Source organism: Lampropedia cohaerens (genome assembly GCF_001005215.1).
Lineage (GTDB): Bacteria > Pseudomonadota > Gammaproteobacteria > Burkholderiales > Burkholderiaceae_C > Lampropedia > Lampropedia cohaerens.
This window is the reverse complement of the sequence record NZ_LBNQ01000013.1, coordinates 70,069-92,016: the sequence shown is the minus strand read 5'-3', so window position 1 is coordinate 92,016 and position 21,948 is coordinate 70,069. Positions and strand designations below refer to the sequence as shown.

Sequence of the window (21,948 nt, the reverse complement as noted above, 5' to 3'; positions counted from 1 at the left end):
GTCCGAATCGCTGTCCGAATCGCTGTCCGAATCGCTGTCCGAATCGCTGTCCGAATCGCTGTCCGAATCGCTGTCCGAATCGCTGTCCGAATCGCTGTCCGAATCGCTGTCCGAGTCGCTGTCAGCATCAGCATCAGCATCGGCATCGGCATCGGCATCGGCGTCCGCATCAGCATCACTGTCGGAGTCGTCACGCCTATGGCCGTCATCGTCATCGTCATCCAGCGCATCCACGGCAGCCGCCGCCAGCCCCGCAGCACCAGCGCCGATCAGACCGGCCAACAGGTATCCCCCGGCGCCGCTGCCCTCGGTCGATTGCGACACGATCACGCCCACTGCATCGTCGGCCACAGCAGGTGCAACGTCCACGTGGCCGTCTGCCAGATTCAGCTCCACTGCGCCCGCGCCCTCTTCCGTCGAACGCCAGCCGATGGTCGCATCCGTGCCCCCGGTGAACGATGCCACCAGCGCCTGCCCTTGGCCGTTTTGGATCACCCCTTCGGCGTGGCTGCCCTCGGGCACCAGCAGACGATCGCCCACGATCAGTTGACTGCCTTGCTGGGCGGAGTAAGTCTGTCCGTCACGGACGATTTGTACGCCCTCGCCAAGTTGGGTCAGGGTGACAACCCCGCCGGAGGCTAGAGGGCTGGAAGCGGCTTGCGGAGCTTGAGTGGCCATGGTGACTCTCCAAAATCAGTGGTTACAGCGTGTGCTCGGGGACGCTCGCCCCCAAAATCGGCTGTCAACCACGGCGCAACTTGTGTGCCACTCGCATCAATCCGCGAAAATGTGAAATAAGCTATTGATACATAACGATTTTCTCCTGATCTTGCTGCCACTTCCCAGGCGCCGTTACGCCGCGTGTTACGGGGCGTGTTACGTTACGCCTCGCGTTTCGGAACGTAACGCAATGGTGAGAACCTGTTTACGATGTCTTGGATGCGCTGTACTGCGCCACAGGGGTTGCTGTGATACGCATCAGCCCGGCCGCGGGCGCTACGGACCTGCCTGCGCTGCGCATGCATCTGCAAGGGCTAGGATTGACGCATCAGCGCGCGCACAAAGGCTTGCGCCTCGGCACTGAGGTGTGCACTCGCGGCAATGGAGGCCAGACTGCCACGCAACGCCAGCGCCAGCTCCTGAAGGCGAGCGCTTTTTCGAAGGAGCGGCGCGTAGCGATTCATGTAGATCGCCAGCAGATCGGCCGCGCGGGCCGGCTCCAGCGTCGGCTGCGCCAGAACGAACGCGTGCACGGAGAGAAATATCGTCTGCACATCCTCCGGCGCAGCTGCCGTGCTGGAGAGTGAGACCTCGTCCTGATCAGCAATGAAGTAGTACGGCTTCTCGTTGCCGAGGATGGCAATCTGCCGCGCCACGGCATACAGCTTCATCGTGAACCAGTTGTCCTCACGCATCCGGATGTCCTGGGGAAAGCGAATCGCGTGCTCCTCCAGCACCGATCTGCGCATCAGCTTGCCAACGGCATTGAGGCTGTTGCACAGCATGGTCTGCTCAAAGCGCAAGCCCGCCACACTCTTGGGATAGTGAAACGCCGAGGCGCTGATGGCCCGGCGGCTGCCATGCGCCCGAAAGTACGGCATGCAGACCAAATCGGTGCCCGGATGAGCCTCGGCCAGCGCCATCGCGTCCGACAGCGCGTGGGCGGTGATGTAGTCGTCCGAGTCAACGAACAATACCCAGCGGCCGCTCGCCAGGTCCAGTCCATGATTGCGCGGCAATGACGCCCCACCGGAGTTCTGCGCACGCCGCGCCACCAGGATGTTGGGGAAGTCGTCCACAAACGCTTTGGCCGCCTCGAAGCTGCCATCCGATGATGCGTCGTCAATGACGATGACCTCCATGCGTTCCCTGTCGAACAGGCTGGCACGCAGCCGCTTGAGACAGTCGCGCACTGCCTGCGCCCGGTTGTAGAGAGGAATGATGACCGACACCGCGATGGCATCAGGCGCCGCGTGCTTGAACAGGAGCCCCCGAAAGGGTCGCACCCATTCCGGCGCCAGGTCCGCAGGCTCCACGCCACGCGTAGCTTCCGCCGCTGCCAGCGCCTGCTCGCGCACTGCTGTCTGCGCCGTGGCAGGCGCAGCATCCCGCGTCAGCATCTTCCAGTACGCCACGTAGCCGGAGAGGTAGTGCTCGACATCGTCGATACGTACCCGGAAGGCATGGTGGCGGATGAAGAAACTGCCTGCCACCGACTGCGGCTTGGCAAAGAACATCGCAAACTCAGGCCAGAAGCAACCGTTGAGCAGGTAGTGCGCGCGATGGTGCAAGGCGCGGTAGAACTTGGCCTTGTCAAACCCCTCGAGCAGGTGGTGCATCTGCGGCATCGCCTCGATGCGGCGCAACATCTGCTCGAACGCCATCGCCAGCTCCAGCAGCGTCGGGAATGTCGTCTCCCGCTGCAGGATGAAGTCGAGATGGTCACGAATGTTCTGCACCCCGAAGCGAAAGTAGCGCTCCTCTGGCCGGTAGCGCGTCAGCTCGTTGGCGCAGTAGGACAGCCAGTGGTCGTGTGCCTTCCAGTGCCCCGCCTGCAAAAAGTGTGCAAACGCCTTTTCGACCGCCGCCAGCCAGCGCACATCCCGGGTGATGCCGTACAGCCGCATCAGCCCGAAGGCGGCCTCGCCATCGTAATAGATGATGCGAAATGCCTCCTTGACGGAAAGATCATGCGCATGCAACACGTGTACGAACTGGCCGGTCGTGTCGTCCTGCATGTGCAGCACCCCCAGCGCCAGGCGCTCCAGCAGCGGCAGGTAGCGCTGGTTCCCAGTCAGCTCCGTGTACTTGGATAGCGCCAGCAGGCACACGGCATTGCCGCCAAGCTTAATCTCCTCGCCGGTATCCACCAGAAACGCCGCCTGCGTCCCATCTGGCAGAACCTTCTCCGCAATCAGCTCCTCGGCAAGATAGGCGAGGCCGCGCTCGATCGCCGCCATCAGTGCTGGCTCACGGGTGAGCTCCCAGCCTTCCAGCATGGCATAGAGCGAGGAGGCATGGCGCAGCGCGTTGTAGGAGGCAATCGTCCGGCCAAAGCACGGAAAATGCCCGTAGACAAAGCGGCCCTGCTTGCCAACCTGCCGGGCCAGAAACGCGCTGGCGCTGCGCACCAGTTGCAGCGAGGCCTTCGCGTCCAGCGCGGCAACCTGCCTGCGACCGCAATCGAGTGTCCGGGGCGCATTCCAGGGCTGCGCGAGCGGCGGCGCCGGCAGCACCTGGGGCTCGCCCTGCCCCGGCAGCGCCATGTCGCTGCCGGGCTGCGCGACGAATACCCCTGCGGTGGCAAAGCGCCACACTGGCGCGTCATCCGCAAAGTCGCACTGCAGAGATGGGCCAAAACGCCTGCGGGCATAGGCCAGAAAATTCTTCTCGTTCAGTTGCGCGCACTCCACGGCGCTGCCGCCATACAGCATGGCATTGGCGTTGAGCTCCTGCTCCAGAAAAGCGTGGTCAAACCGTGCGTCCAGCGCCAACCCGCAGCGAAAGTAGTTGCGTTTGGTGCGTCCCAGCAACGCGCGCAGCTGCTGCCAGGTCGCCGGCTGCACCTCGGTGACCCAGTCGACGCGCAGCCACTGCCAGCTTGCCTTGCTGCGCCCGCCCAGACGCTGACTGCCTCGCACCGCCTGCTGCCAGGCAGCCTCGAAGGTCGCAGCCCGGTAGTGCCGCACCACGGCACGTTCGGCCCCATTGCTCAGCGAGAAGAACAGCACCACTGGCTGACCCTGCGGCAAATTGTCCGGTTGTCGGGCGCGATGCGCCTGGATGTGCGCATGCGCGCGCGCCAGCAAAGCGGACAAGGACATCCAAAAATTCCTTCAAGATGATGGGGGCAAGGCCAGTGCCGCAGCCGGTCGAACATCCGACCGGCTCGAAGGCAGTGTGTACAAGGCCTTTTCGCGGCACAATGCGGCGCCCGGTAGCGTTATATTTTCGTTGACATTGCCGCCGTCCCGCCACGAAAAACCCGTAGACCTTGGGGTTTGCAATCGGCGATCCGGCGCGCGCGCCATGGACGCCACTTATACAATTGGCCGCCCCGCACCGGGCAGATCAGGAAAAACCTTCCGCTCATCCGATAGGACCACCGCCTTATGCCGATCCACGACGCCTCCCTCTCTCGCAGACTCGCACGCATGCAGGTCTGGCGGCGGCGCACCTGGGCAGCAGCTGCCGTGTGCGCAGCGCTCGCCGCCCCGACGGGAACTGCACTTGCAGCGCAAAGCGTGGCCGATCAGATCAGCCAGATGCTGGAGCAAGGCCATCTCGGGCAGGCCGCCAGCGCCGCACAGGCACATCTGCGCGACCATCCGCAGGACGTGCAGGTGCGCTTTCTGCAAGGGGTGATCGCCACCGAGCAGGGCGATGATCGCCGCGCCATCGAACTGTTCACGGCACTCACGCGTGAATACCCCACCCTGCCCGAGCCCTACAACAATCTCGCCGTGCTCTACGCAGCGCAGGGCGAGCACGACAAGGCCGTGCAGACGCTGGAGGCAGCCATCCGCACCAGCCCGAGCTACGCCACCGCACACGCCAACCTCGGTGACCTCTATGCACAGATGGCCAGTGAGGCCTATAGCCGCGCGCTGCAGCTTGACAGCAGCCGACAGGATCTGGCGCCCAAGCTGTCGCTGATCCGGGAAATCGTGCCCGTCGGCACGGCCGCTGCGCAGCCTGCTGCACCCACCGTGGTGGCCCAGGCCGACACCGGCGCCGCAGCGGCACGGGCTGCACAAGAGCAGGCAGCGCTGGCGGCGCAGGAGCAAGCGGCCCGAGAAGAAGCCGTCCGCGAGCAGGCCGCACAGCAAGAGGCCGCGCGCCAGGCACAGGCACTGGCCGCCCAACAGCAGGCCGAGCGGGAACAGGCCGAGCGGGAACAGGCGGAACGCCAACGCGCGCAAGCAGCGCAGCAGGCCGCTCGCGAGCGCGCCGCGCAGGAGCAGGCGGCGGCCGATGCCGAAGCCAAGGCCCGCGCCGAACGCGCAAGGGCAGAAATGCGGCGTACCGAGGCAGCGGCCGCGGCAGCCGCCGCGCAGACGCCGGATACGGCCGCGCCCGATCAGGCCATCCAGGCGCAAGTCGAGGCTGCTGTGCGCAACTGGGCACGGGCTTGGGCGGCGCAGGACATCGATGCCTATCTGGCCGCATACAGCCCCAACTTCCAGCCCGCCGATGGCAGCAGCCTGGCGGCCTGGCGTGAGCAGCGCCACGCCCGCATCGTGGGCCGCGCACCCATTACCGTCGAGCTCAGCAACCTGCGCGTGGACGTGGAAGGCGACAAGGCCACGGCGCGCTTTCGCCAGCTCTATTCCTCCGGCAGCTTCCGCGCCACCACTCGCAAGACCTTGCAGCTGGTGCTGGAGCAGGATCAGTGGCGCATCGTCTCCGAGAGAACCGGCAGTTGAGCGCGCTGGCCCCCACTGGCGGCCGGCAGCGTCATCGCAGACTGCGCGCAGCTGCCTGCCTGCTCGGCGTGCTGCTTGTGCTGCCGGGCGCAGGCGCACAGACCGCCGCCAACGAAGATCCGACCTTGCTGCTGCGCTCCGAGGCGCGGCTGCTGGAGGCCGTCAGCTATCTGCAGGCCGGAGAAATTGATCTGGCGCTGCGCACCGCCGATGCCCTGGCCAGGGACGTGCCTTCCTTTCGCTCGGCCCAGCTGCTCAGGGCGCAGCTGCTCGCCATCAAGGCAGGGCATCCGGACGCGCACCCACTGCCTGCCATCGACAACCGGCTTGCCGAGCAGGGCGCAGCTCGGCTGACTGCGCTGCAGCAGGAAATCCAGCGCCGCCTGCAGGCCCACCTGGCCGCGCCACCGACCGATCAGGTGCCACGGGCGTTCGTGCAGATTCCCGCCAGCGTGCGCCACGCGGTGGCGATTGACACCAGCAAATCGCGCCTGTACCTGTTCGGCAACGATGGCCAGCATCTGCGCCTGATAGCGGATTTCTACATTTCCGTCGGCCAGGAAGGCGTGGACAAGCGCAGCGAGGGCGACCAGCGCACGCCGCTGGGCATGTACTTCATCACGCGCTCGATTCCCGGCGAAAAGCTGCCCGACCTGTATGGCGTGGGCGCGTTGCCGATCAACTACCCCAACGACTGGGACCGCATGCAGGGCCGCACCGGCAGCGGCATCTGGCTGCATGGCAGCCCGTCCGACGAATTCGCGCGACTGCCACTGGCCAGTGATGGCTGCGTTGTGCTGTCCAACCCGGACATGGAGATCCTGCTGCAGATGCTCGATCGCCGCACGCCGGTGCTGATTACCCGAGAGATTGAATGGGCCGCCCCCGACAGCGGCCCGCAGACCAGTGCTGCCACGGCGTTCGACGCCGTGCTGCAGCAATGGCAACAGGCCTGGCGCGAGGGTGATGAGACGCTGCTGGCACAGCTCTACAGCGAAGCGCTGCTGGCTTCAGAGCCGCTGCAGCGCCGCCGCGCCGCACAGATGCGGCATCTGCAGGCCAGCGACTTCATCCTGGAAGAACCCGCCATCTATGCATGGAGCGACACGCAGGGGCAGATACGCATCGTCAACCTGCAATCGCGCAGCAGGGAATTTCCCCAGGGTCTGACGCTGCGCCAGTACTGGCGGCTGGAGACTGGCAACCGCTGGGTGCTGTTCTCTGAAGACGTGCTGGGATAGAGAAAAACCCGCGCAATCCGCGTAGGGCGGGTTAGCCGCAGGCGTAACCCGCCATTGGTCATCCAAGAAACAAACCGCGCCAGAAGACGGGCAAAGAAAAACCCGCCGATCGGGCGATGGGCGGGTTGAACCGGAAGGCGGAATACGCTTTGTTATTCCCCTTTGCTATTCCCCAATGGCGGAATACGCTGTCGCTATTGAGCCCTACGGCGGTCTGGTCAGCGCAAATGCGCCAGCGGATGCAGCGGCGCAGGCCAGGGGCTGGCAAAGAATGCCTGCACCTCGGCGGCGTCCACCTCCTCGATGCGTGCGGGCTTCCATTGCGGGCGCTGGTCCTTGTCAATCGCCAGTGCGCGGATGCCTTCGATGGTCTCGCTGTTGCGGCGGCGGTCCTCGCGCAGGTAGAAGCAGTTGCGCACCAGATCGCGCTCCATGCGCAGGTCATCGGCAAGGCCCAGCGCGCGCGCGCGCCGGATCTGCTCCAGCACCACATGCAGCATCAGCGGCGAGCGCTGGCGCAGCAGCCGCAGCGTCTCGGCCGCCCAGTCGCTGCCCGCGTCCTGCAGCGCCTGAGCCATCGCCGTGAGCGTGGGCAGCGCGAAGACACGGTCAATGACCTCGCGGTGCGCCGCCATCGGCGATGGCACCGGCTGCAACTGCGCGCGCACGTAATCGGCAATGGCCGGCCCGTCAGCGAAGTCGCCAGCCAGCGCCTCCCACAGCGCAGGCAATCGCTCGGCGGGAAGGTAGCCGTCTGCCAGCCCTACCGCCACTGCATCGCCCGCGCCGATGGTTGCCCCAGTCAGCCCGAGGTATTCCCCCACGTGCCCGGGCGTGCGGCTGAGAAAGAAGCCCCCGCCCACGTCCGGAAACAGGCCAATGGCCGTCTCCGGCATCGCCATCCGCGTGCGCTCGGTCACGATGCGCAGGCTGGCGCCCTGCGAAATGCCCATGCCGCCGCCCATCACCACGCCATCCATGAAGGCAATGTAGGGCTTGCCCAGGTGATGGGTCAAATGATTGAGCTGGTACTCCTCGGTGAAGAAGTCCTCCAACTGCGGGTTGCCATCCACTGCCGCCTGGTGCAGAAAACGGATGTCACCGCCTGCGCAGAAGGCACCGAACGGACCTTCGCGGCCCTGCCCCCGGATGGCAATGGCCAGCACGGCAGGGTCTTGCTGCCATTGCCGCAACACCTGATAAAGGGCGCGCACCATGCCCAGCGACAGCGCGTTGAGCGCACGGGGGCGGTGGAGGGTGATAAAGCCGGTCCTGCCCCGCACTTCGGCGAGGACTTCGGCAGGGGTTTGTCCTGTCATGGCCTGTCTCCTAGTTTTTGGGATACCCGGCCAATTATTGCGGACGGGCTACTTCAACAGATCCAGCGACTGCAGGTATTCACGGAAAAAGCTGCCAACCTGGGGGTGCTTGAGTGCCATCTCCACCGTCGCTTCGAGAAAGCCTTCCTTGCTGCCGCAGTCGTAGCGCCTGCCCTGGTAGGCATAGGCAAGCACGTCCTGCTGCCTGGCGAGGTTCGCGATCGCATCGGTCAGCTGGATTTCACCGCCCACGCCCTTGGGCAGCTTGCGGATTTCCTCGAAGATATTGCCCGAGAGGATGTAGCGCCCGGCCACGCCCAGGCGCGATGGTGCATCGGCCGGTTGCGGCTTTTCCACCATTTGCTCGACCTTGATGGTGCGCTCATCCACCTGCGGACCTGCGACGATGCCGTAGCGTGAGACGTGCTCCTGCGGCACCTCCTGCACGGCCAGCACCGATGCACCAGTGCGGCGGTAGACCTCCACCATCTGCGCCAGCACGTTGGGCCCACCGTTGTGGCCGGTCATCAGGTCATCGGCCAGCAGCACGGCAAACGGCTCGATGCCCACCAGCGGCGCCGCACACAGCACGGCATGGCCCAGGCCCAGCGCGCGCGGCTGGCGCACATAGGTTGCCAGCATGTCGTCGGGCTTGACGCTGCGCACCACCTCCAGCAGCGCCTTCTTGCCGGCGGCTTCCAGCTCGCTTTCCAGCTCGTAGGAAGTGTCGAAATGGTCTTCGATGGCACGCTTGCTGCGGCCGGTGACGAACACCATGTGACGGATGCCTGCTGCGTAAGCCTCTTCCACCGCATATTGAATGATGGGCTTGTCCACCACATTCAGCATTTCCTTCGGGGAGGCCTTGGTGGCCGGCAGAAAGCGTGTACCCAGCCCGGCAACGGGGAATACGGCCTTGCGAATCGGGGGGAACAGGTTGCCTTCACTGGCGGCGATGGAGGGATTGCTCATGGTCTTACGATGGTGGTCTTGGAAATCAGGGAAAACGCGCAGTGTATGCGTCAACAGATGGCCGCGCCTGTCAGCGTGCGACGTATTGTGCAAACGTTTGCAAGCCGCATTGGTTCACACGGCGGCTGTGGCGACCGGTCCCGTGGAAGGAGGGGGCGGCGGGTTACGCCTGCGGCTAACCCGCCTTACGCTGTTTAAACCCGTAGGGCGGAATAGCGGCAGCGTATTCCGCCTTCTGCAGAAGGTCGCAGCGTATTCCGCCTTCCGCAATTGGCAGCGCAGCGCATCCTGCACCCCGACCGCCAGCCTGCAATGGCGCGACCGGCTCAGAAAGGCAGCTTCGGCATCCCCCCGCCGCCCAGGAATTTCTTGGCGCCGCCGAGCTTTTTCATCATCTTCATCATGCCGCCGCCCTTCATCTGCTTCATCATGCCCTGCATCTGCTCGAACTCCTTGAGCAGGCGGTTGACCTCCTGCACCTGCACGCCGGCGCCGGCTGCAATGCGCTTCTTGCGCTGGGCCTTGATGAGCTGCGGATTGCGGCGCTCCCTGGGCGTCATGCTGCAGATGATGCCTTCCTTGCGGCGCACGTCCTTCTCGACGCGGTTCATGTCGACCTGACCGGCCTTGGCGGCCAGCTCGCCGGGCAGCTTCTCCATCAGCGACGAGAGCCCGCCCATCTGCTTCATCTGCTGCAGCTGCATCAGGAAGTCGTTGAGATCGAAGCCATCGCCACTCTTGACCTTCTGCGCCAGCTTCTGCGCGGCATCCATGTCCACGCCGGCGGAGACCTGCTCGACCAGCGCGACGATATCGCCCATGCCGAGAATGCGCCCCGCATGGCGCTCGGCGTCGAAGATCTCGATGCCGTCGATCTTTTCGCTCACGCCCGCGAACTTGATCGGCGCGCCGGTGATGTGCCGCACCGACAGCGCCGCGCCGCCGCGCGAATCGCCATCGAGCTTGGTCAGCACGATGCCGGTCAACGGCAGCGCCTCGCTGAAAGCCTTGGCGGTGTTGATCGCGTCCTGCCCCTGCATGGCATCGACGACGAACAGCGTCTCGGCCGGATTCAGCGCCGCGTGCAGCGACTGGATCTCCGCCATCAGCACCTCGTCGATTGCTAGGCGCCCGGCCGTATCCACGATCAGCACGTCAAAAAAGTGCTTCTTCGCGTAATCGAGCGCCGCCTGCGCGATCTCCAGCGGCTTTTGCTCGGGCGTGGAGGGAAACCATTCGGCACCGGCCTGCGCCGTGACGGTCTTGAGCTGCTCGATGGCAGCAGGCCGGTACACGTCGCCCGAGACGGTGAGCACCTTCTTCTTGAACTTCTCGCGCAGCAGGCGGGCGATCTTGGCCGTCGTGGTGGTCTTGCCCGCGCCCTGCAGGCCGGCCATCAAAATGACCGCAGGCGGCTGCACATTGAGATTGAGCTGCGCCTGGCCCTCGCCCATGGTGGCAGCCAGCTCGCGGTTGACAATGCCCACCAGCGCCTGGCCGGGCTTGAGCGAGCCAACCACCTCCTGGCCCAGCGCCTTTTCCTTCACGCGCGCGATAAAGTCGCGCACCACCGGCAGCGCCACGTCGGCCTCCAGCAGGGCCATGCGCACCTCGCGCAGCATGTCCTGCACGTTCGATTCCGTGATGCGCGCCTGGCCACGCATCTCCTTGACCAGGCGGGCGAGCTTGTCGCTCAGAGCGGATGCCATTGCTTGTCTCTCCGGCAGAAAATGGGAATGCGAGCGGCAGGCACGGCCTGCCAGCTCCCTATTACACTTGGCGCATGATTGTAGCCAGCGCACATACCCCAACCCTGCTGCCCGCCGTGGGCGCGGCGCTGGCCTATGGCGTGGCGGCGCTGCTGCATAACCATGCTTCGCCCCATCCGCCGCGCCTGGCCCTGCTGCTGGCATGGTTGCTGCACCTGCTGGCCATCGGTGCGGGGCTGATGACGTCCGAGCCGCGCTTTGGCTTTGGCCCGGCGCTGTCGGTGACCGCCTGGCTGGTACTGACCGTCTACGGTGTGGAATACCACATCCTGCCGCGCCTGCAGCCGCACTGGCCGCTGGCCGCGCTGGCCGCGGCGGCGGCATTGCTGGGCGCATGGTTTCCGGGCCAGCCCCTGCAGCCAAGCTATGGCCCGCTGATGGGTGTGCACCTGGCACTGGGCATTGCCTGTTACGGCCTGTTTGCCACCGCCGTGGTGCATGGCTGGCTGCTGCGCCGGGCCGACAAGCGCATGCGCGCCGGCATCGCCCAGCACCAGGAGCTGCCGCTGCTGTCGCTTGAGCGCCTGACCTTCCGCTTCACGCAGGCCGGCTTTGTACTACTCACAGCGACGCTGATCGCCGGCATGTTCTTTGGCGAGCAAGTGTACGGCCGTGCCTGGAGCTGGAGCCACAAACAGGTGTTCTCCGCCATGGCTTGGCTAACCTTCGCCGGCCTGCTGCTGGCGCGCTGGCGCATGGGCCTGCGCGGCAAGCAGGCCGTGCGCATTCTCAACATCGGCGCAGCGCTGCTGCTGCTGGCCTACGCCGGCTCGCGCTTCGTCATGGAAGTGGTGCTGGGGCGATGAGCAAGTGGCTGCTGACTGTGGGCCTCGTGGTCGTGGCATGGCTGCTGTGGTCGCGCCTGCGCGGTAATGCGCGGGCCGCCCGGCACAAGGCGGCGCCCCCGCGGGTGGCGCCGCCGCGCGCCATGGTGCGCTGCCACGTCTGCGGCGCGCAGCTGGATGCGGCGCTGGCACGCCGCGACGGGCCGCTTTACACCTGCGCCGAGCACCAGTCGCCGCCAGCCCATGAGGGCGATACACCCCGGCCATGATGCACGGCAACTCCTGGTGGGCGCGCGCCAGCGGCGCGTTCGGGCTGGGCAAACCCAGCACCGCCATGCCCGGGCCGTTCCAGCGGCTGTGGCGCGGCTTTCTCACCGGCCGCATCATGATCGCGGCGGCGCTGCTGTTCCTGCTCGGGACAGAATGGCTGCTCACGGGCGCGGTGGCGCCACGCGTGCTGTGGCTGATCGGCGCCTACCTGGCCCTGGCACTGCTGGCGCGGCTGATGCTGGCAGAACGCCAGCCGCACCGCGGCCCGTCGCTGCACTGGGCGCTGACCATCGGTTGCGATGTGGCCCTGTGCATGCTGCTGATGCTCTGGCACGCCAGCGGCGGCCTCAGCTTCGTGCCTCTTTTGGGCCTGCCGGTGCTGATGGCTGCTGCGCTGGGCAACCTCACCGTGCTGCTGGCCACCGTGCTGCTGGTATTGGCAGCGCTGACGGGTGTGCAACTGTGGCCCGCCGGGCTGGAACTGGACCCGCAATCCCTGCTGCAGGCGCTGCTGGCCGGGCTGGGCTTTCTGGTGCTGGGGCTGCTGGTGCACCAGATGGCCATGCGCCTGTCCGGCGAGGAACAGGAAGGCCGCAAGAGTCGCGCTGCCGCGCTGCTGCAAAGCCAGGTCAATGCGCTGGTGATCTCCAACCTCAGCGACGGCGTGCTGGTGGTGGACGAAAACATGCTGGTGCACTCGACCAACCCGGCGGCGCTGGGCATCCTCGGCCTGCCCGACGCCCGGGCATTGCCGCTGGATCTGCTCAGCAACCCCGCATGGCGCCCGCTGGTGGCCATGGCGCGGCTGACCTTCCGGCGCCGCCAGCCCCAGCTGGCCGACCTGACCCTGATGCCCCAGGGCACCAGCCCGCTGGGCGTGCAGGCCCGCACCTGGATCACCGAAGGCGATGCGCGGCTGCGCAGCGGGCAGGCCGCGCACTGCGTGATGTTCCTGCACGATTTGCGCAAGGTCGAGGCCCAGGTGCGCACGGAAAAGCTCGCCTCCATGGGCCGCATGTCGGCTGCCGTGGCGCACGAAATCCGCAACCCGCTCTCGGCCATCATCCAGGCCAACACGCTGCTGGCCGAGGATTTGCACGACCCCGCCGCGCAGCGGCTGACTGCCATGATCCGCCAGAATGCCGAGCGCCTGCGCCGCATCGCCGAGGACATTCTGGACGTTGCGCGCGTGCAGCGCCAGGCCGACACCCCCGGCAGCGCCGAGGCCCTGCCACTGGACGAGCTGGTACGCGACTACGTGCGCGACTGGCAGCGCGCCGCGCCTGCCCAGCGCCAGTTGCAGCTGCAGCTGCGCGCTGGCAGCACCCCCGTGCTGTTCGACCGCGAGCACCTGCGCCGCATCCTCGTCAACCTGCTCGACAACGCGCTGCGCTACCACCAGGGCCAGCCCGACTCGCTGCAAGTCATCACCGAAGTGGCCAGCAACGGCCAGGCCACGCTGACCATCTGGAGCGACGGCGCCCCCATCGAAAAGACCGTGCAGCAACACCTGTTCGAGCCCTTCTTCTCCTCCGAAAGCCGCTCCTCCGGGCTGGGGCTGTTTCTCTGCCGCGAACTGTGCGAGCGCCACGGCGCCAGCATCGGCTACCTGCGCTGCCCGCGCGCCACCGCCGCCAATGCCCAGCAGGCCGGCAACGCCTTCGTCATCCGCTTTCGCCGCCCCATCACCACCCGCGCCCCCGGCGCCAGCCCGCTCAACGAACCCGTGGTGTAACCCCCTCCGCCCCAAACCCGTAGGGAACGTTTGCCACAGCGGAATCTTTGCTGCTGCCCAAAGGCGGAATACGCTGTCGCTATTCCCAGAAGGCGGAATACGCTTCGCTATTCCGCCCTACGGCGTTTAACACCGTAGGGCGGGTTAGCCAAAGGCGTAACCCGCCATTGGTCATCTAGAAAACAAACCGCGCCAGCAAACGAGCAAAGAAAAACCCGCCAATCGCGCGATGGGCGGGTTGAATTGGAAGGCGCAATACGCCGCAGGCTATTGCGCCGTACCGTGGTTAAACACCGTAAGGCGGGTCAGCCGCAGGCGTAACCCGCCATTGCATCCCTCACCCCCTCCCTGCCTTCCGCCCCACTGACCCGGCACATTTTTTGCTGCAATCGTCGGCAAGCCGCCCAGGTGGGACAGGAAATGTCACCGTGCAGACTCGGCCCTCAAGCCGCGTAAGCACGCATAGTCCAAAGGTCTACCCTCCCCCCCTGAACACCCGTTTTCCCGTATCATTGCGCCGCCATACACCTTGAGGGAGGTGCATTGGCCAGGCAAAGAAACAGAAAACCGAACCGCGCAGCCCATCTGCGGCATAACGGCAGCGGGGAGACCAGACCCGGAAATCCGTACAAGAACACACGCCCCGATTTGGCGGCATCAGCCATGGCCTACAAGCTCATCATCACCAAAAGCGACCGCGTCGTGCGCGAGCACGTGCTGCAGCCCGGCCAAACCTCCATTGGCCGGCGCCAGCACAACGTCATCCGGCTCGACGATCCCACCGTCAGCGGCAAACACGCCCTCATCCGCGTGGAGGAAGACCGCATCGACATCGAGGACCTGGGCAGCACCAACGGCACCTACCTCAATGGCGACCTGCTGGACAAGCAGCAGCGCATGGAACTGCAGCTGGGCGACCGCCTCGTCGTCGGCCCCTACCGCATTGCGGTGCAGCTCAACGTGGATGATGCCTGGAGCGAACCCGGCTTTACCCCCACCCCCGTGCAGGGCCGCAGCGACTTCAACGAAACCGCGCGGGCCGAACTGACCGTGGACGGGCGCATCGCCGCGCTGGAAATCACCAGCGGCGTCAACGCCGGCAGAACCCTGCCGCTGACCAAGGTCGTCACCACCGTCGGCACCCCCGGCGTGGGCATCCTGGCCCTGACCCACCGCATCAACACCTACGTGGTCAGCAAGGTCGAGGGCGAGCAGCCCATCACCGTCAACGACGCCGCCATCGACCCCGCCGGCACCACCGTCCGCGACGGCGACCGCATCGCCATGGGCGGCATCCAGATGGTCTTCCGCCTGCTGCCGAGATAGAGGTAGGGCGGGTTAGCCAAAGGCGTAACCCGCCATCGCTCACCCCCCCCCAACAGCCACCATAGCCCCCGTAGGGCGGGTTAGCCAAAGGCGTAACCCGCCATCGCTCACCCCCCCAACAGCCACCATAGCCCCCGTAGGGCGGGTTAGCCAAAGGCGTAACCCGCCATCGCTCACCCCCCCAACAGCCACCATAGCCCCCGTAGGGCGGGTTAGCCAAAGGCGTAACCCGCCATTGGTCATGCGAGAAGCGAACCGCCCCAGCAAACCCCCAAAGAAAAACCCGCCAATCGGGCGATGGGCGGGTGAATCGGAAGGCGGAATACGCTTCGCTATTCCGCCCTACGGCTTTAACACCGTAGGGCGGGTTAGCCAAAGGCGTAACCCGCCATCCGCCTCCCTACACCACCCCGATCTGTCATCCGCCCAGCGCCACCCTGACAAAAAATGTCACCCTCATCAGACACAAATCGTCACACCTGCTTGCAAAATTTGTGCATCCTCCGTGACGGTCTGCCCTGGCAACACTCCGTTGACGCAATTTGACACAAATCGCCCTGGCACGCTGCTTGCACCTCTGTGGGCATTGGACGCTTCGTCCAGTGCTTGAGACCCCCAACCAACCCCTTACCAGGAGTTTGAAGATGAAAGCATCGATGCAAAAAGGTTTTACCTTGATCGAACTGATGATCGTTGTGGCGATTATTGGTATTTTGGCGGCTGTGGCTTTGCCGGCTTATCAGGATTACACGAAGCGCGCTAAAGTTACAGAGGGCATTTCCTTGGCGACGTCAGCAAAAACCGCTGTCGCAGAAAATGCCGCTAATGCTGTGAAATATGATGCAGGCTGGAACTCCCCAGGAGCCACAGAAAATGTCAAGAGCATTGCAATCGATAATGAAGATGGTGTTATTACAATCACTTATGATGCTCCAGTGCAAACTGATGGTACTTTGAAGCTGGTTCCTTTCACGATGACGGTCGCTCAAGGTGCTACCGAAGGAACCCCTACTGCACTGCCGAATTCCACCGCTAGCTATACGCCTCCTGCCGATGCCATTCAGTGGGCTTGCTTGGCCGCTGGCGCAGACGCGGTTGCTGGAACAGACCCAGGAACATTGGAAGCGAAGCTTGCCCCCTCTAACTGCCGCTAACCACGGTACGGCGGAATAGCCATCGACGATTCCGCCTTCCGATTCAACCCGCCCATCGCCCGATTGGCGGGTTTTTCTTTGCCCGTCTTCTGGCGCGGTTAGTTTCTTGGATGACCAATGGCGGGTTACGCCTTCGGCTAACCCGCCCTACGGGGTTAAATACCGTAGGGCGGAATAGCGATAGCGTATTCCGCCTTTTGGGAATAGCAACAGCGTATTCCGCCTTCTGGAAATAGCGAAGCGTCTTTCACCTTCGGGGAAGGGCGCAGCGTACCGCACCTTCTGGGAGACGAAGCATTCGCTCAATCAGCATGCCCAGGTCGCCAGTCAGGGCTGATGCCCCAATCCTCTGGCAACAAACCATCACGGACGTAGCGGTGGAAGCTGGAATGCGGCCAATCCCGCACCCTCTGCACATGCCCATGCTTGACGGGGTTGAAATGGATGTAATCAACGATAGCTGCGCGCTCTGCTTCGCTGCGGATGGTGTGTTCCCAGAAACGCCGCTGCCAGATGGCGCGCTCGCCTTTGCGCTGGCGGCGCAGGCTCAGCCGCTCTCCTGTCGGCAATTGCCGCGCAAACCGGGTTTTGATAAGCCGCCAGCGGGTGGAAAAATCCGCATCACCTTCCGGCAAGGTCCAGATGCAATGCAGGTGGTCGGGCAAGATGACAATGGCATCGATGGAAAATGGCCTGTCGCGCCGTACCTGCCTGAACGCATCGCGCAGAATATCGATATGGTCTGTCAACAACCGCCGCCTGCGCTCCAGCAATGCCACGGTAAAGAAAAACTGTCCACCCGGCACACGGGCACGAATGTAACGAGGCATGACCATCTCCCTGCCGAAGCCGCAGGATAATCTGCCCACCCGCAAACCCGCAACCGTAGGGCGGAATAGCAACAGCGTATTCCGCCTTTTGGGAATAGCGAAGCGTATTCCGCCTTCTGTGAGTAGCACACCGTATCCCGTCCGCCGGAATTGGCAATAACGCATTCGGCCTTGCGGAAACGCGCCTTCTGCGCACCATGCCACGGCCAATTAGCGACCAGCGTATCCAACCTTCTGTCAACGCAACAAGCACACCCATGCCATTGACCACCCTTGACTTGCCCATGCGTCTGCGTGCAATGAGCGTGCACTTTCTGGTCACGCTCGCCGTCGCAGCAGTTGCCGCCGCCCTGGTTTTCGGGCTGTGGTTTCCGCCGCCGTTTGCACGCATGCTGGGCGGTCTGGAGCTGTTCATGCTGGTGGTTGCCTGCGATCTGGTGCTGGGCCCGCTGATATCGCTGGTGATCTACAACCGCAAGAAGCCGCGCAAGGAGCTGGTGCGCGACTACGCCATCGTCGCCGCCATCCAACTGGCGGCACTGGCATACGGCCTGCACACGGTCGCCATTACACGCCCGGTGTTCGTCGTATTGGCAGTGGACCGGCTGGAGGTCGTCAGCGCAGGCCAGCTGACCGATCAGGACTTGCAACAGGCCACGCAGCCACAGTGGCAGTCATTGCCCTGGCGCGGCCCTCATTTCGTCTGGGCGCAGCGCCCGCAGACCGCGCAGGAGCGCAATGAAATCATGTTCAGCGCCCTGGCAGGCAAGGACCTGCAACATTACCCGCGTTACTACCGCCCTCTTGAACAAGGCCTGCCAACTCTGCAACAGATTGCCCAGCCGCTGGATATCCTGCGCCAGCGCCATCCACAGGCAGCACCTGCCATCGACGCGGCAATAACCGCTACGCAACTCGCCGAAGAAAATCTGCGCTGGCTGCCCGTGCGCCACCCCCGCGGATTCTGGACCGCATTGGTGGAGCTGGAATCCGGCAAGCCAGTCGCCTGGCTGGATCTGGATCCGTATTGAGGCTTCGAACGCCTCGGCGTGAGGATGTAGAGAGATGGCGGGTTACGCCTTCTACGGGTGTTGCCGCTTCAAGAGATGGCGGGTTACGCCTTCGGCTAACCCGCCCTACGGGTGCTACGGGTGCCGCCGTCGCGGAGGCGCACCACGCAACCTACAGATAACGGCTCCAGCGCACCTGGATGTGGCGGGTGGTCACGCTGGTGTTCTCGGGGTCAGGCGCGGCAGGGTCAAAGCCGGGGGGCGGGTAGCACAGATTGATGCAGCCACCGATCGTGTCAGCGTTGCGCGTGGCGATGAAGGTATTGCCCCAGGAATCGCTGGCCGCGTGCGAACTCCCAATCGAACAGGCCGGGTTGCAAAGGTAGTGCCGTTCAGGCCCAAGTAGCCAGTCGCGCGCATCCGACTACCGAGCAACCGATCCTGCCGTTCGCAAATTTAGTATATAATTTTTGTCTTGCCAGCAGCGCTGGTTGTGGGCCGTTAGCTCAGTTGGTAGAGCAGCGGACTCTTAATCCGTTTGTCGTAGGTTCGATCCCTACACGGCCCACCACAGAATACATTTGGAATCAAGCACTTAGAGCGAAAGCCCTAGGTGCTTTTTTCTTGCTGGTGATTTCGTGTGCGTGGCAGCTGTGCTCCCAGGACTCGGCTGCGTGTAATAGGGAAGGCCTCTCCCTGAGCAAAGGCCCAGCCGGTGCGCTGTTGCCAAGTGTTCATCGCGTAGCGTGCCGCGCTGCATGCACCGCTTGATGCCGAAGGTCCGCCGCGATAGCGGCTGCATTGACATGCTTCATCTGCGCCCTCCAGGCGCAACCTCGCACGATCACCTGTGCAAGCCAGCGGTCAACCGCATCAGGCAATCGCGCAAAGGCATCCCGGGTTCAAGCCCATATGGCCCAACAGCGCAACCAGTCATGTTCTGCCTCCACACGTTGCCTCCTGATAGCGCCAGTACATAGGCCATATCAGGAGGGGCCCGGAACTCTGGATTTGCGCTCTTCAGGTCGGCAGGGTGGAGCGCCGCTATGACCAATAGCGCCTATTCAGAAACCCGGGCGCGTGGCAGTGTGGCGTCGCTTCTCCAGGTGACTGAGAAAGATCACGAGTGGCCACAGCAGCGCCAGATAGATCGCCGCAGCCAAAACGATGGGTGTGGGGTTGTAGAGCATCGACTGTGCGGTACGCGCCGCATAGAGCATGTCTGGGACCGAGACAACGCTCGCAATCGTGGTGAGCTTGACGACCTCGATCATGTTGCTCACCAGATCGGGGAACACATTGCGCAAGGCCTGAGGAATTTCCACCCAGATCAGGCTCTGCAGGCGGCTCATGCCTGTCGATCGAGCCGCTTCCCGCTGTCCGGGTGGGACGCTCTCGAGTCCGGCGCGAAAAATCTCGCCGAAGTAGCTCGAATTGTTGAGCATGAACCCGACGGCCACACAGCCCAGGGGGGACAGCTCAACGCCCAGGTAGGGCAGGCCCGTGTAGAGAAATATCAACAGCACCAGTGGTGGGAATGCGCGGAAGAAATCGATGTAAACCACCAGCGCACCGCGTACCAGGCGACTTTTGGTGACGAAACCGGCCACCGCAAGCAGCAGGCCGCTGGCCAGGCCAAGGGGAATCACCCACAGCGACAGCGCCAGCGTGGTCCACAGGCCGTTGAGGACGTAGGGCGTGACCTCTTTCAGCACGTCGACGTTGAAAAACGTTTGAATGATGTTGTTCATGGTGCGCGCTCTTGGGCTTCAGTGCATACCTGCGCCATGGCGGCGTTCGATGTATCGGCTCGCGATGACCACGGGAAGAAAAATCATGAGATAACCCAGAGCGCCCAGCATCAGCGGCGTTGGGTTGCCCGCGAAGCTCGTGGCGGAGGTTGCTTCGTTCAGAATCTCATTCAGGGCGGCCACCGAGCCATAGGCTGTGCCCTTGGTGATGGCGATTACACGATTGGTCAGCGGCGCAACCATCAGGCGGCATGCCTGTGGCAAGGTGACGTAGAGCATGGTCTGCGTGTGTGACAGGCCTGTCGAGCGCGCAGCCTCCTGTAGGCCGGGGGGCTGCGCCTGGATACCTGCCCAGTAGACTTCCTCAGAGAACGCCGCCAGCACCAACGTCAATGCCAGCCAAGTTGCCACGAACGCGCTCATCGAGATGCCGATGAACGGCATCGCATAGTAGAAAAGAATGATCAGTACCAAGGGCGGCAGCGCTCGCAGGATGTCCACCGACATCCGGATAGTCAGGCGCAACGCCCGCGAGGGGAAGGTTCGCAGGTAAGCCAGCAGCAGACCCAGCGCCAGCCCGGCCACGACAATGGCCACCCCCAGCTCAATGGTGACGACGGCGCCGCGCAGGATTTGCGGCAAATACTGGCGCGCGACGTCCGCATTGAAAAATGTGAAGACGAGTTGATCAAGTTGCATGCGCAGGCCTCGCCGGGGTTAGATGCGGCGTTCGCCAATGCCCCCGACAAACGCCGCCGTGCGCGCCTGTGTCGGACTGCCAAAAACCTGATCTGGATGGCCTTGCTCGACGATGACGCCATCTTCCATGAACACCACATGGTCAGAGGCCGCCTTGGCAAAGCCCATCTCGTGCGTCACGACGACCATCGTCATTCCGTCGTTGCGCAGCTCCCGCATGACTTCCAGCACACCGCCCACCATCTCCGGATCCAACGCACTGGTAGGCTCGTCAAAAAGCACCAGGGCCGGTCGCATCGCTATGGAGCGCGCGATGCCTACGCGCTGCTGCTGCCCACCCGAGAGCTGCGCGGGGCGCGCATCGGCCTTGTGCTCCATGCCGACTTTTCTGAGCGCATCGAGGGCAACTTGTTCGGCCTGGGCACGCGGCATTTTCTTGACCTTGATGAGCGCAAGGGCCACGTTGCCCAACACCGTCAAGTGCGGGTAAAGGTTGAATGCCTGAAACACCATGCCTACCCGCTCACGCAGTTTGTTGAGATTCGCGCGTGGGTCGTAGATGTCCTTGCCCTCCACCAGAACCTGACCGCTGCTCGCGTTCTCCATGCGGTTGCAGCAGCGCAGCAATGTACTTTTGCCGGAGCCGGAAGGGCCGATGATGGATACCAGCTGGCCGGCCCGCACATCCATGTCAATCCCTTTCAGAACGACATTGGAGCCATAGTGCTTGAAAAGCTGGCGCACTTGCAGCAGCGAAGAAGAGGAAGTTGCGGACATCGGTTCGGGCGGTAAAGATCTTGGGCTATTGGGCGCGATTAGTTGCAGTTCAGCTCGACGGGTGTTGCGTCATAGCCGTTGAGTCCTTCAACCCCGTGACCAGGCGGGGAGACCACGGTGGCGGAATTGGGCAGGGGCTCGGCGCCAAACCACTTCGTGTAGAGCGCAGCCAGGGAACCATCCTTCTTCATGCACTTGAGCACCATGCTGACCTGGTCACGACCGGCCTTGTCGTCCAGGCGGAAAGGAATCGACCAGACCGAGCCTGTTTCAATAACGGCCGTCGTCTTGATCGAGCCATTGCTCTTGACCGCCCAGGCCGATGGCGTCAACCCTGCGAGATTGCCATCTGCGCGCCCCGAGATCACGGCCTGAACGGCATCGGCATTGGTGCCGTACACGGCGATTTCGTAGCCGTACTGCTCCTGATGGGCACGTGCCCACTCTTCGGGGCCGGAGCCCTTGTTGACTGCCAACGTCTTGCCCCTGAAGTCTTCGAGCGTGTTCAGATCGTTGCGGCTCTTCTTCACCACGATGGTGAAATCGTTGTTCATGTAGCCTTCGGTCAGCAGCACGGTCTTGGCGCGTTCGGCAGAAACTGTTGTTGGCGCCATCAGAAAGTCGAACTTGCCTGCATTGAGCGCAGGGATCAGGGCCGAGTACTGCGCACCTTCAATCTCCAGGGGGCGGCCAAGGCGTCGGGCAATTTCCTCGCCGAGCTCCACATTGAAGCCCTGGTAACCACCACTGAGCTTGGGAAACGCATGCGGCGGGAAATTCGGGTCGATGCCCGTGCGCAGCGGCGTCTGGGCCATTGCGCTGCCAATCAGGCAAGCCAGTGCGACAGGTGCGACAAAGAATCGGGTCAGGCGAGACATGGGCGA

17 protein-coding genes, 1 tRNA gene and 1 pseudogene are annotated in these 21,948 nt (G+C 63.8%); 9 read left to right on the top strand and 10 right to left on the bottom strand.

From position 1 onward, the window contains the following. Positions 1 to 678 (bottom strand): annotated as a pseudogene (locus tag AAV94_RS15025) (hypothetical protein); the annotation flags it as partial. Positions 679 to 1,034: 356 nt separating this feature from the next. Then, entirely contained in the window at positions 1,035 to 3,824 is a 2,790-nt protein-coding gene (locus tag AAV94_RS14810) for a glycosyltransferase family 2 protein (protein WP_052754890.1), read from the bottom strand. Positions 3,825 to 4,244: 420 nt separating this feature from the next. Here AAV94_RS14810 and AAV94_RS03405 point away from each other — a divergent pair, with 420 nt between their 5' ends. Both AAV94_RS03405 and AAV94_RS03400 read left to right on the top strand, forming a co-directional pair. Next, entirely contained in the window at positions 4,245 to 5,426 is a 1,182-nt protein-coding gene (locus tag AAV94_RS03405; RefSeq protein WP_231731209.1) for a YybH family protein, read from the top strand. Next, positions 5,393 to 6,667: a L,D-transpeptidase family protein gene (locus tag AAV94_RS03400; protein ID WP_052754889.1), complete on the top strand. Its 1,275-nt coding sequence runs from the start codon at positions 5,393 to 5,395 to the stop codon at positions 6,665 to 6,667. Before AAV94_RS03405 ends, AAV94_RS03400 begins: the two co-directional genes overlap by 34 nt. A gap of 218 nt (positions 6,668 to 6,885) precedes the next feature. Here the strand turns inward: AAV94_RS03400 and AAV94_RS03395 are convergent, their stop codons facing one another. From AAV94_RS03395 to ffh, 3 genes are all read right to left on the bottom strand, one after another. Continuing rightward, positions 6,886 to 7,986 carry an enoyl-CoA hydratase/isomerase family protein gene (locus tag AAV94_RS03395; protein ID WP_046740922.1) on the bottom strand — a complete coding sequence of 367 codons (1,101 nt, stop codon included), beginning with the start codon at positions 7,984 to 7,986 and terminating at the stop codon, positions 6,886 to 6,888. Positions 7,987 to 8,034: 48 nt separating this feature from the next. Beyond that, entirely contained in the window at positions 8,035 to 8,958 is a 924-nt protein-coding gene (gene galU, locus AAV94_RS03390; RefSeq protein ID WP_046740921.1) for a UTP--glucose-1-phosphate uridylyltransferase GalU, read from the bottom strand. A 326-nt stretch (positions 8,959 to 9,284) separates the two neighbouring features. Beyond that, on the bottom strand, positions 9,285 to 10,667 hold the full coding sequence (gene ffh, locus AAV94_RS03385; protein WP_046740920.1) for a signal recognition particle protein: 1,383 nt from the start codon (positions 10,665 to 10,667) through the stop codon (positions 9,285 to 9,287). 74 nt (positions 10,668 to 10,741) lie between these two features. Between ffh and AAV94_RS03380 the strand changes: the two genes are divergently transcribed. From AAV94_RS03380 to AAV94_RS14555, 5 genes are all read left to right on the top strand, one after another. Beyond that, positions 10,742 to 11,533, top strand: a complete 792-nt coding sequence (locus tag AAV94_RS03380) for a cytochrome C assembly family protein (protein WP_046740919.1) — start codon at positions 10,742 to 10,744, stop codon at positions 11,531 to 11,533. Further along, a complete protein-coding gene (locus tag AAV94_RS03375) occupies positions 11,530 to 11,781 on the top strand; it encodes a hypothetical protein (protein WP_046740918.1) in 252 nt (83 codons plus the stop codon). The genes AAV94_RS03380 and AAV94_RS03375 overlap by 4 nt, the downstream gene beginning before the upstream one ends. Next, a complete protein-coding gene (locus tag AAV94_RS03370; RefSeq protein WP_231731207.1) occupies positions 11,778 to 13,517 on the top strand; it encodes a sensor histidine kinase in 1,740 nt (579 codons plus the stop codon). Before AAV94_RS03375 ends, AAV94_RS03370 begins: the two co-directional genes overlap by 4 nt. Before the next feature lie 663 nt (positions 13,518 to 14,180). Further along, positions 14,181 to 14,843, top strand: coding sequence for an FHA domain-containing protein (locus AAV94_RS03365; protein ID WP_046740917.1), 663 nt, complete (start codon positions 14,181 to 14,183; stop codon positions 14,841 to 14,843). A 644-nt stretch (positions 14,844 to 15,487) separates the two neighbouring features. Next, positions 15,488 to 15,997: a pilin gene (locus tag AAV94_RS14555; RefSeq protein WP_046740934.1), complete on the top strand. Its 510-nt coding sequence runs from the start codon at positions 15,488 to 15,490 to the stop codon at positions 15,995 to 15,997. Positions 15,998 to 16,299: 302 nt separating this feature from the next. On the opposite strand, the gene AAV94_RS03355 is transcribed toward AAV94_RS14555, so the two are convergent. Next, complete coding sequence (locus tag AAV94_RS03355; protein WP_231731206.1) at positions 16,300 to 16,956, bottom strand: REP-associated tyrosine transposase; 657 nt, start codon at positions 16,954 to 16,956, stop codon at positions 16,300 to 16,302. Between the two features lie 128 nt (positions 16,957 to 17,084). Between AAV94_RS03355 and tfpZ the strand changes: the two genes are divergently transcribed. Both tfpZ and AAV94_RS03345 read left to right on the top strand, forming a co-directional pair. Further along, on the top strand, positions 17,085 to 17,858 hold the full coding sequence (gene tfpZ, locus AAV94_RS03350) for a TfpX/TfpZ family type IV pilin accessory protein (RefSeq protein ID WP_046740916.1): 774 nt from the start codon (positions 17,085 to 17,087) through the stop codon (positions 17,856 to 17,858). A gap of 474 nt (positions 17,859 to 18,332) precedes the next feature. Then, positions 18,333 to 18,408: transfer RNA gene (locus tag AAV94_RS03345), tRNA-Lys, on the top strand. A gap of 493 nt (positions 18,409 to 18,901) precedes the next feature. On the opposite strand, the gene AAV94_RS03340 is transcribed toward AAV94_RS03345, so the two are convergent. The 4 genes from AAV94_RS03340 to AAV94_RS03325 are packed head-to-tail and all read right to left on the bottom strand — an operon-like array spanning position 18,902 to position 21,942. Then, on the bottom strand, positions 18,902 to 19,588 hold the full coding sequence (locus AAV94_RS03340) for an amino acid ABC transporter permease (protein ID WP_046740915.1): 687 nt from the start codon (positions 19,586 to 19,588) through the stop codon (positions 18,902 to 18,904). Positions 19,589 to 19,606: 18 nt separating this feature from the next. After that, entirely contained in the window at positions 19,607 to 20,287 is a 681-nt protein-coding gene (locus AAV94_RS03335) for an amino acid ABC transporter permease (protein ID WP_046740914.1), read from the bottom strand. 18 nt (positions 20,288 to 20,305) lie between these two features. Continuing rightward, positions 20,306 to 21,064, bottom strand: coding sequence for an amino acid ABC transporter ATP-binding protein (locus AAV94_RS03330; RefSeq protein WP_046740913.1), 759 nt, complete (start codon positions 21,062 to 21,064; stop codon positions 20,306 to 20,308). Positions 21,065 to 21,102: 38 nt separating this feature from the next. Continuing rightward, positions 21,103 to 21,942: a transporter substrate-binding domain-containing protein gene (locus AAV94_RS03325; RefSeq protein ID WP_046740912.1), complete on the bottom strand. Its 840-nt coding sequence runs from the start codon at positions 21,940 to 21,942 to the stop codon at positions 21,103 to 21,105. Positions 21,943 to 21,948 lie beyond the last annotated feature (6 nt).

Excerpts from the sequence above, each read along its gene's own strand:
- AAV94_RS14810 (WP_052754890.1), bottom strand. The coding sequence starts at position 3,824 with ATGTCCTTGTCCGCTTTGCTGGCGCGCGCGCATGCGCACATCCAGGCG.
- AAV94_RS03395 (WP_046740922.1), bottom strand. The coding sequence starts at position 7,986 with ATGACAGGACAAACCCCTGCCGAAGTCCTCGCCGAAGTGCGGGGCAGG.
- galU (WP_046740921.1), bottom strand. The coding sequence starts at position 8,958 with ATGAGCAATCCCTCCATCGCCGCCAGTGAAGGCAACCTGTTCCCCCCG.
- ffh (WP_046740920.1), bottom strand. The coding sequence starts at position 10,667 with ATGGCATCCGCTCTGAGCGACAAGCTCGCCCGCCTGGTCAAGGAGATG.
- AAV94_RS03380 (WP_046740919.1), top strand. The coding sequence starts at position 10,742 with ATGATTGTAGCCAGCGCACATACCCCAACCCTGCTGCCCGCCGTGGGC.
- AAV94_RS03375 (WP_046740918.1), top strand. The coding sequence starts at position 11,530 with ATGAGCAAGTGGCTGCTGACTGTGGGCCTCGTGGTCGTGGCATGGCTG.
- AAV94_RS03370 (WP_231731207.1), top strand. The coding sequence starts at position 11,778 with ATGATGCACGGCAACTCCTGGTGGGCGCGCGCCAGCGGCGCGTTCGGG.
- AAV94_RS03365 (WP_046740917.1), top strand. The coding sequence starts at position 14,181 with ATGGCCTACAAGCTCATCATCACCAAAAGCGACCGCGTCGTGCGCGAG.
- AAV94_RS14555 (WP_046740934.1), top strand. The coding sequence starts at position 15,488 with ATGAAAGCATCGATGCAAAAAGGTTTTACCTTGATCGAACTGATGATC.
- tfpZ (WP_046740916.1), top strand. The coding sequence starts at position 17,085 with ATGCCATTGACCACCCTTGACTTGCCCATGCGTCTGCGTGCAATGAGC.
- AAV94_RS03340 (WP_046740915.1), bottom strand. The coding sequence starts at position 19,588 with ATGAACAACATCATTCAAACGTTTTTCAACGTCGACGTGCTGAAAGAG.
- AAV94_RS03335 (WP_046740914.1), bottom strand. The coding sequence starts at position 20,287 with ATGCAACTTGATCAACTCGTCTTCACATTTTTCAATGCGGACGTCGCG.
- AAV94_RS03330 (WP_046740913.1), bottom strand. The coding sequence starts at position 21,064 with ATGTCCGCAACTTCCTCTTCTTCGCTGCTGCAAGTGCGCCAGCTTTTC.
- AAV94_RS03325 (WP_046740912.1), bottom strand. The coding sequence starts at position 21,942 with ATGTCTCGCCTGACCCGATTCTTTGTCGCACCTGTCGCACTGGCTTGC.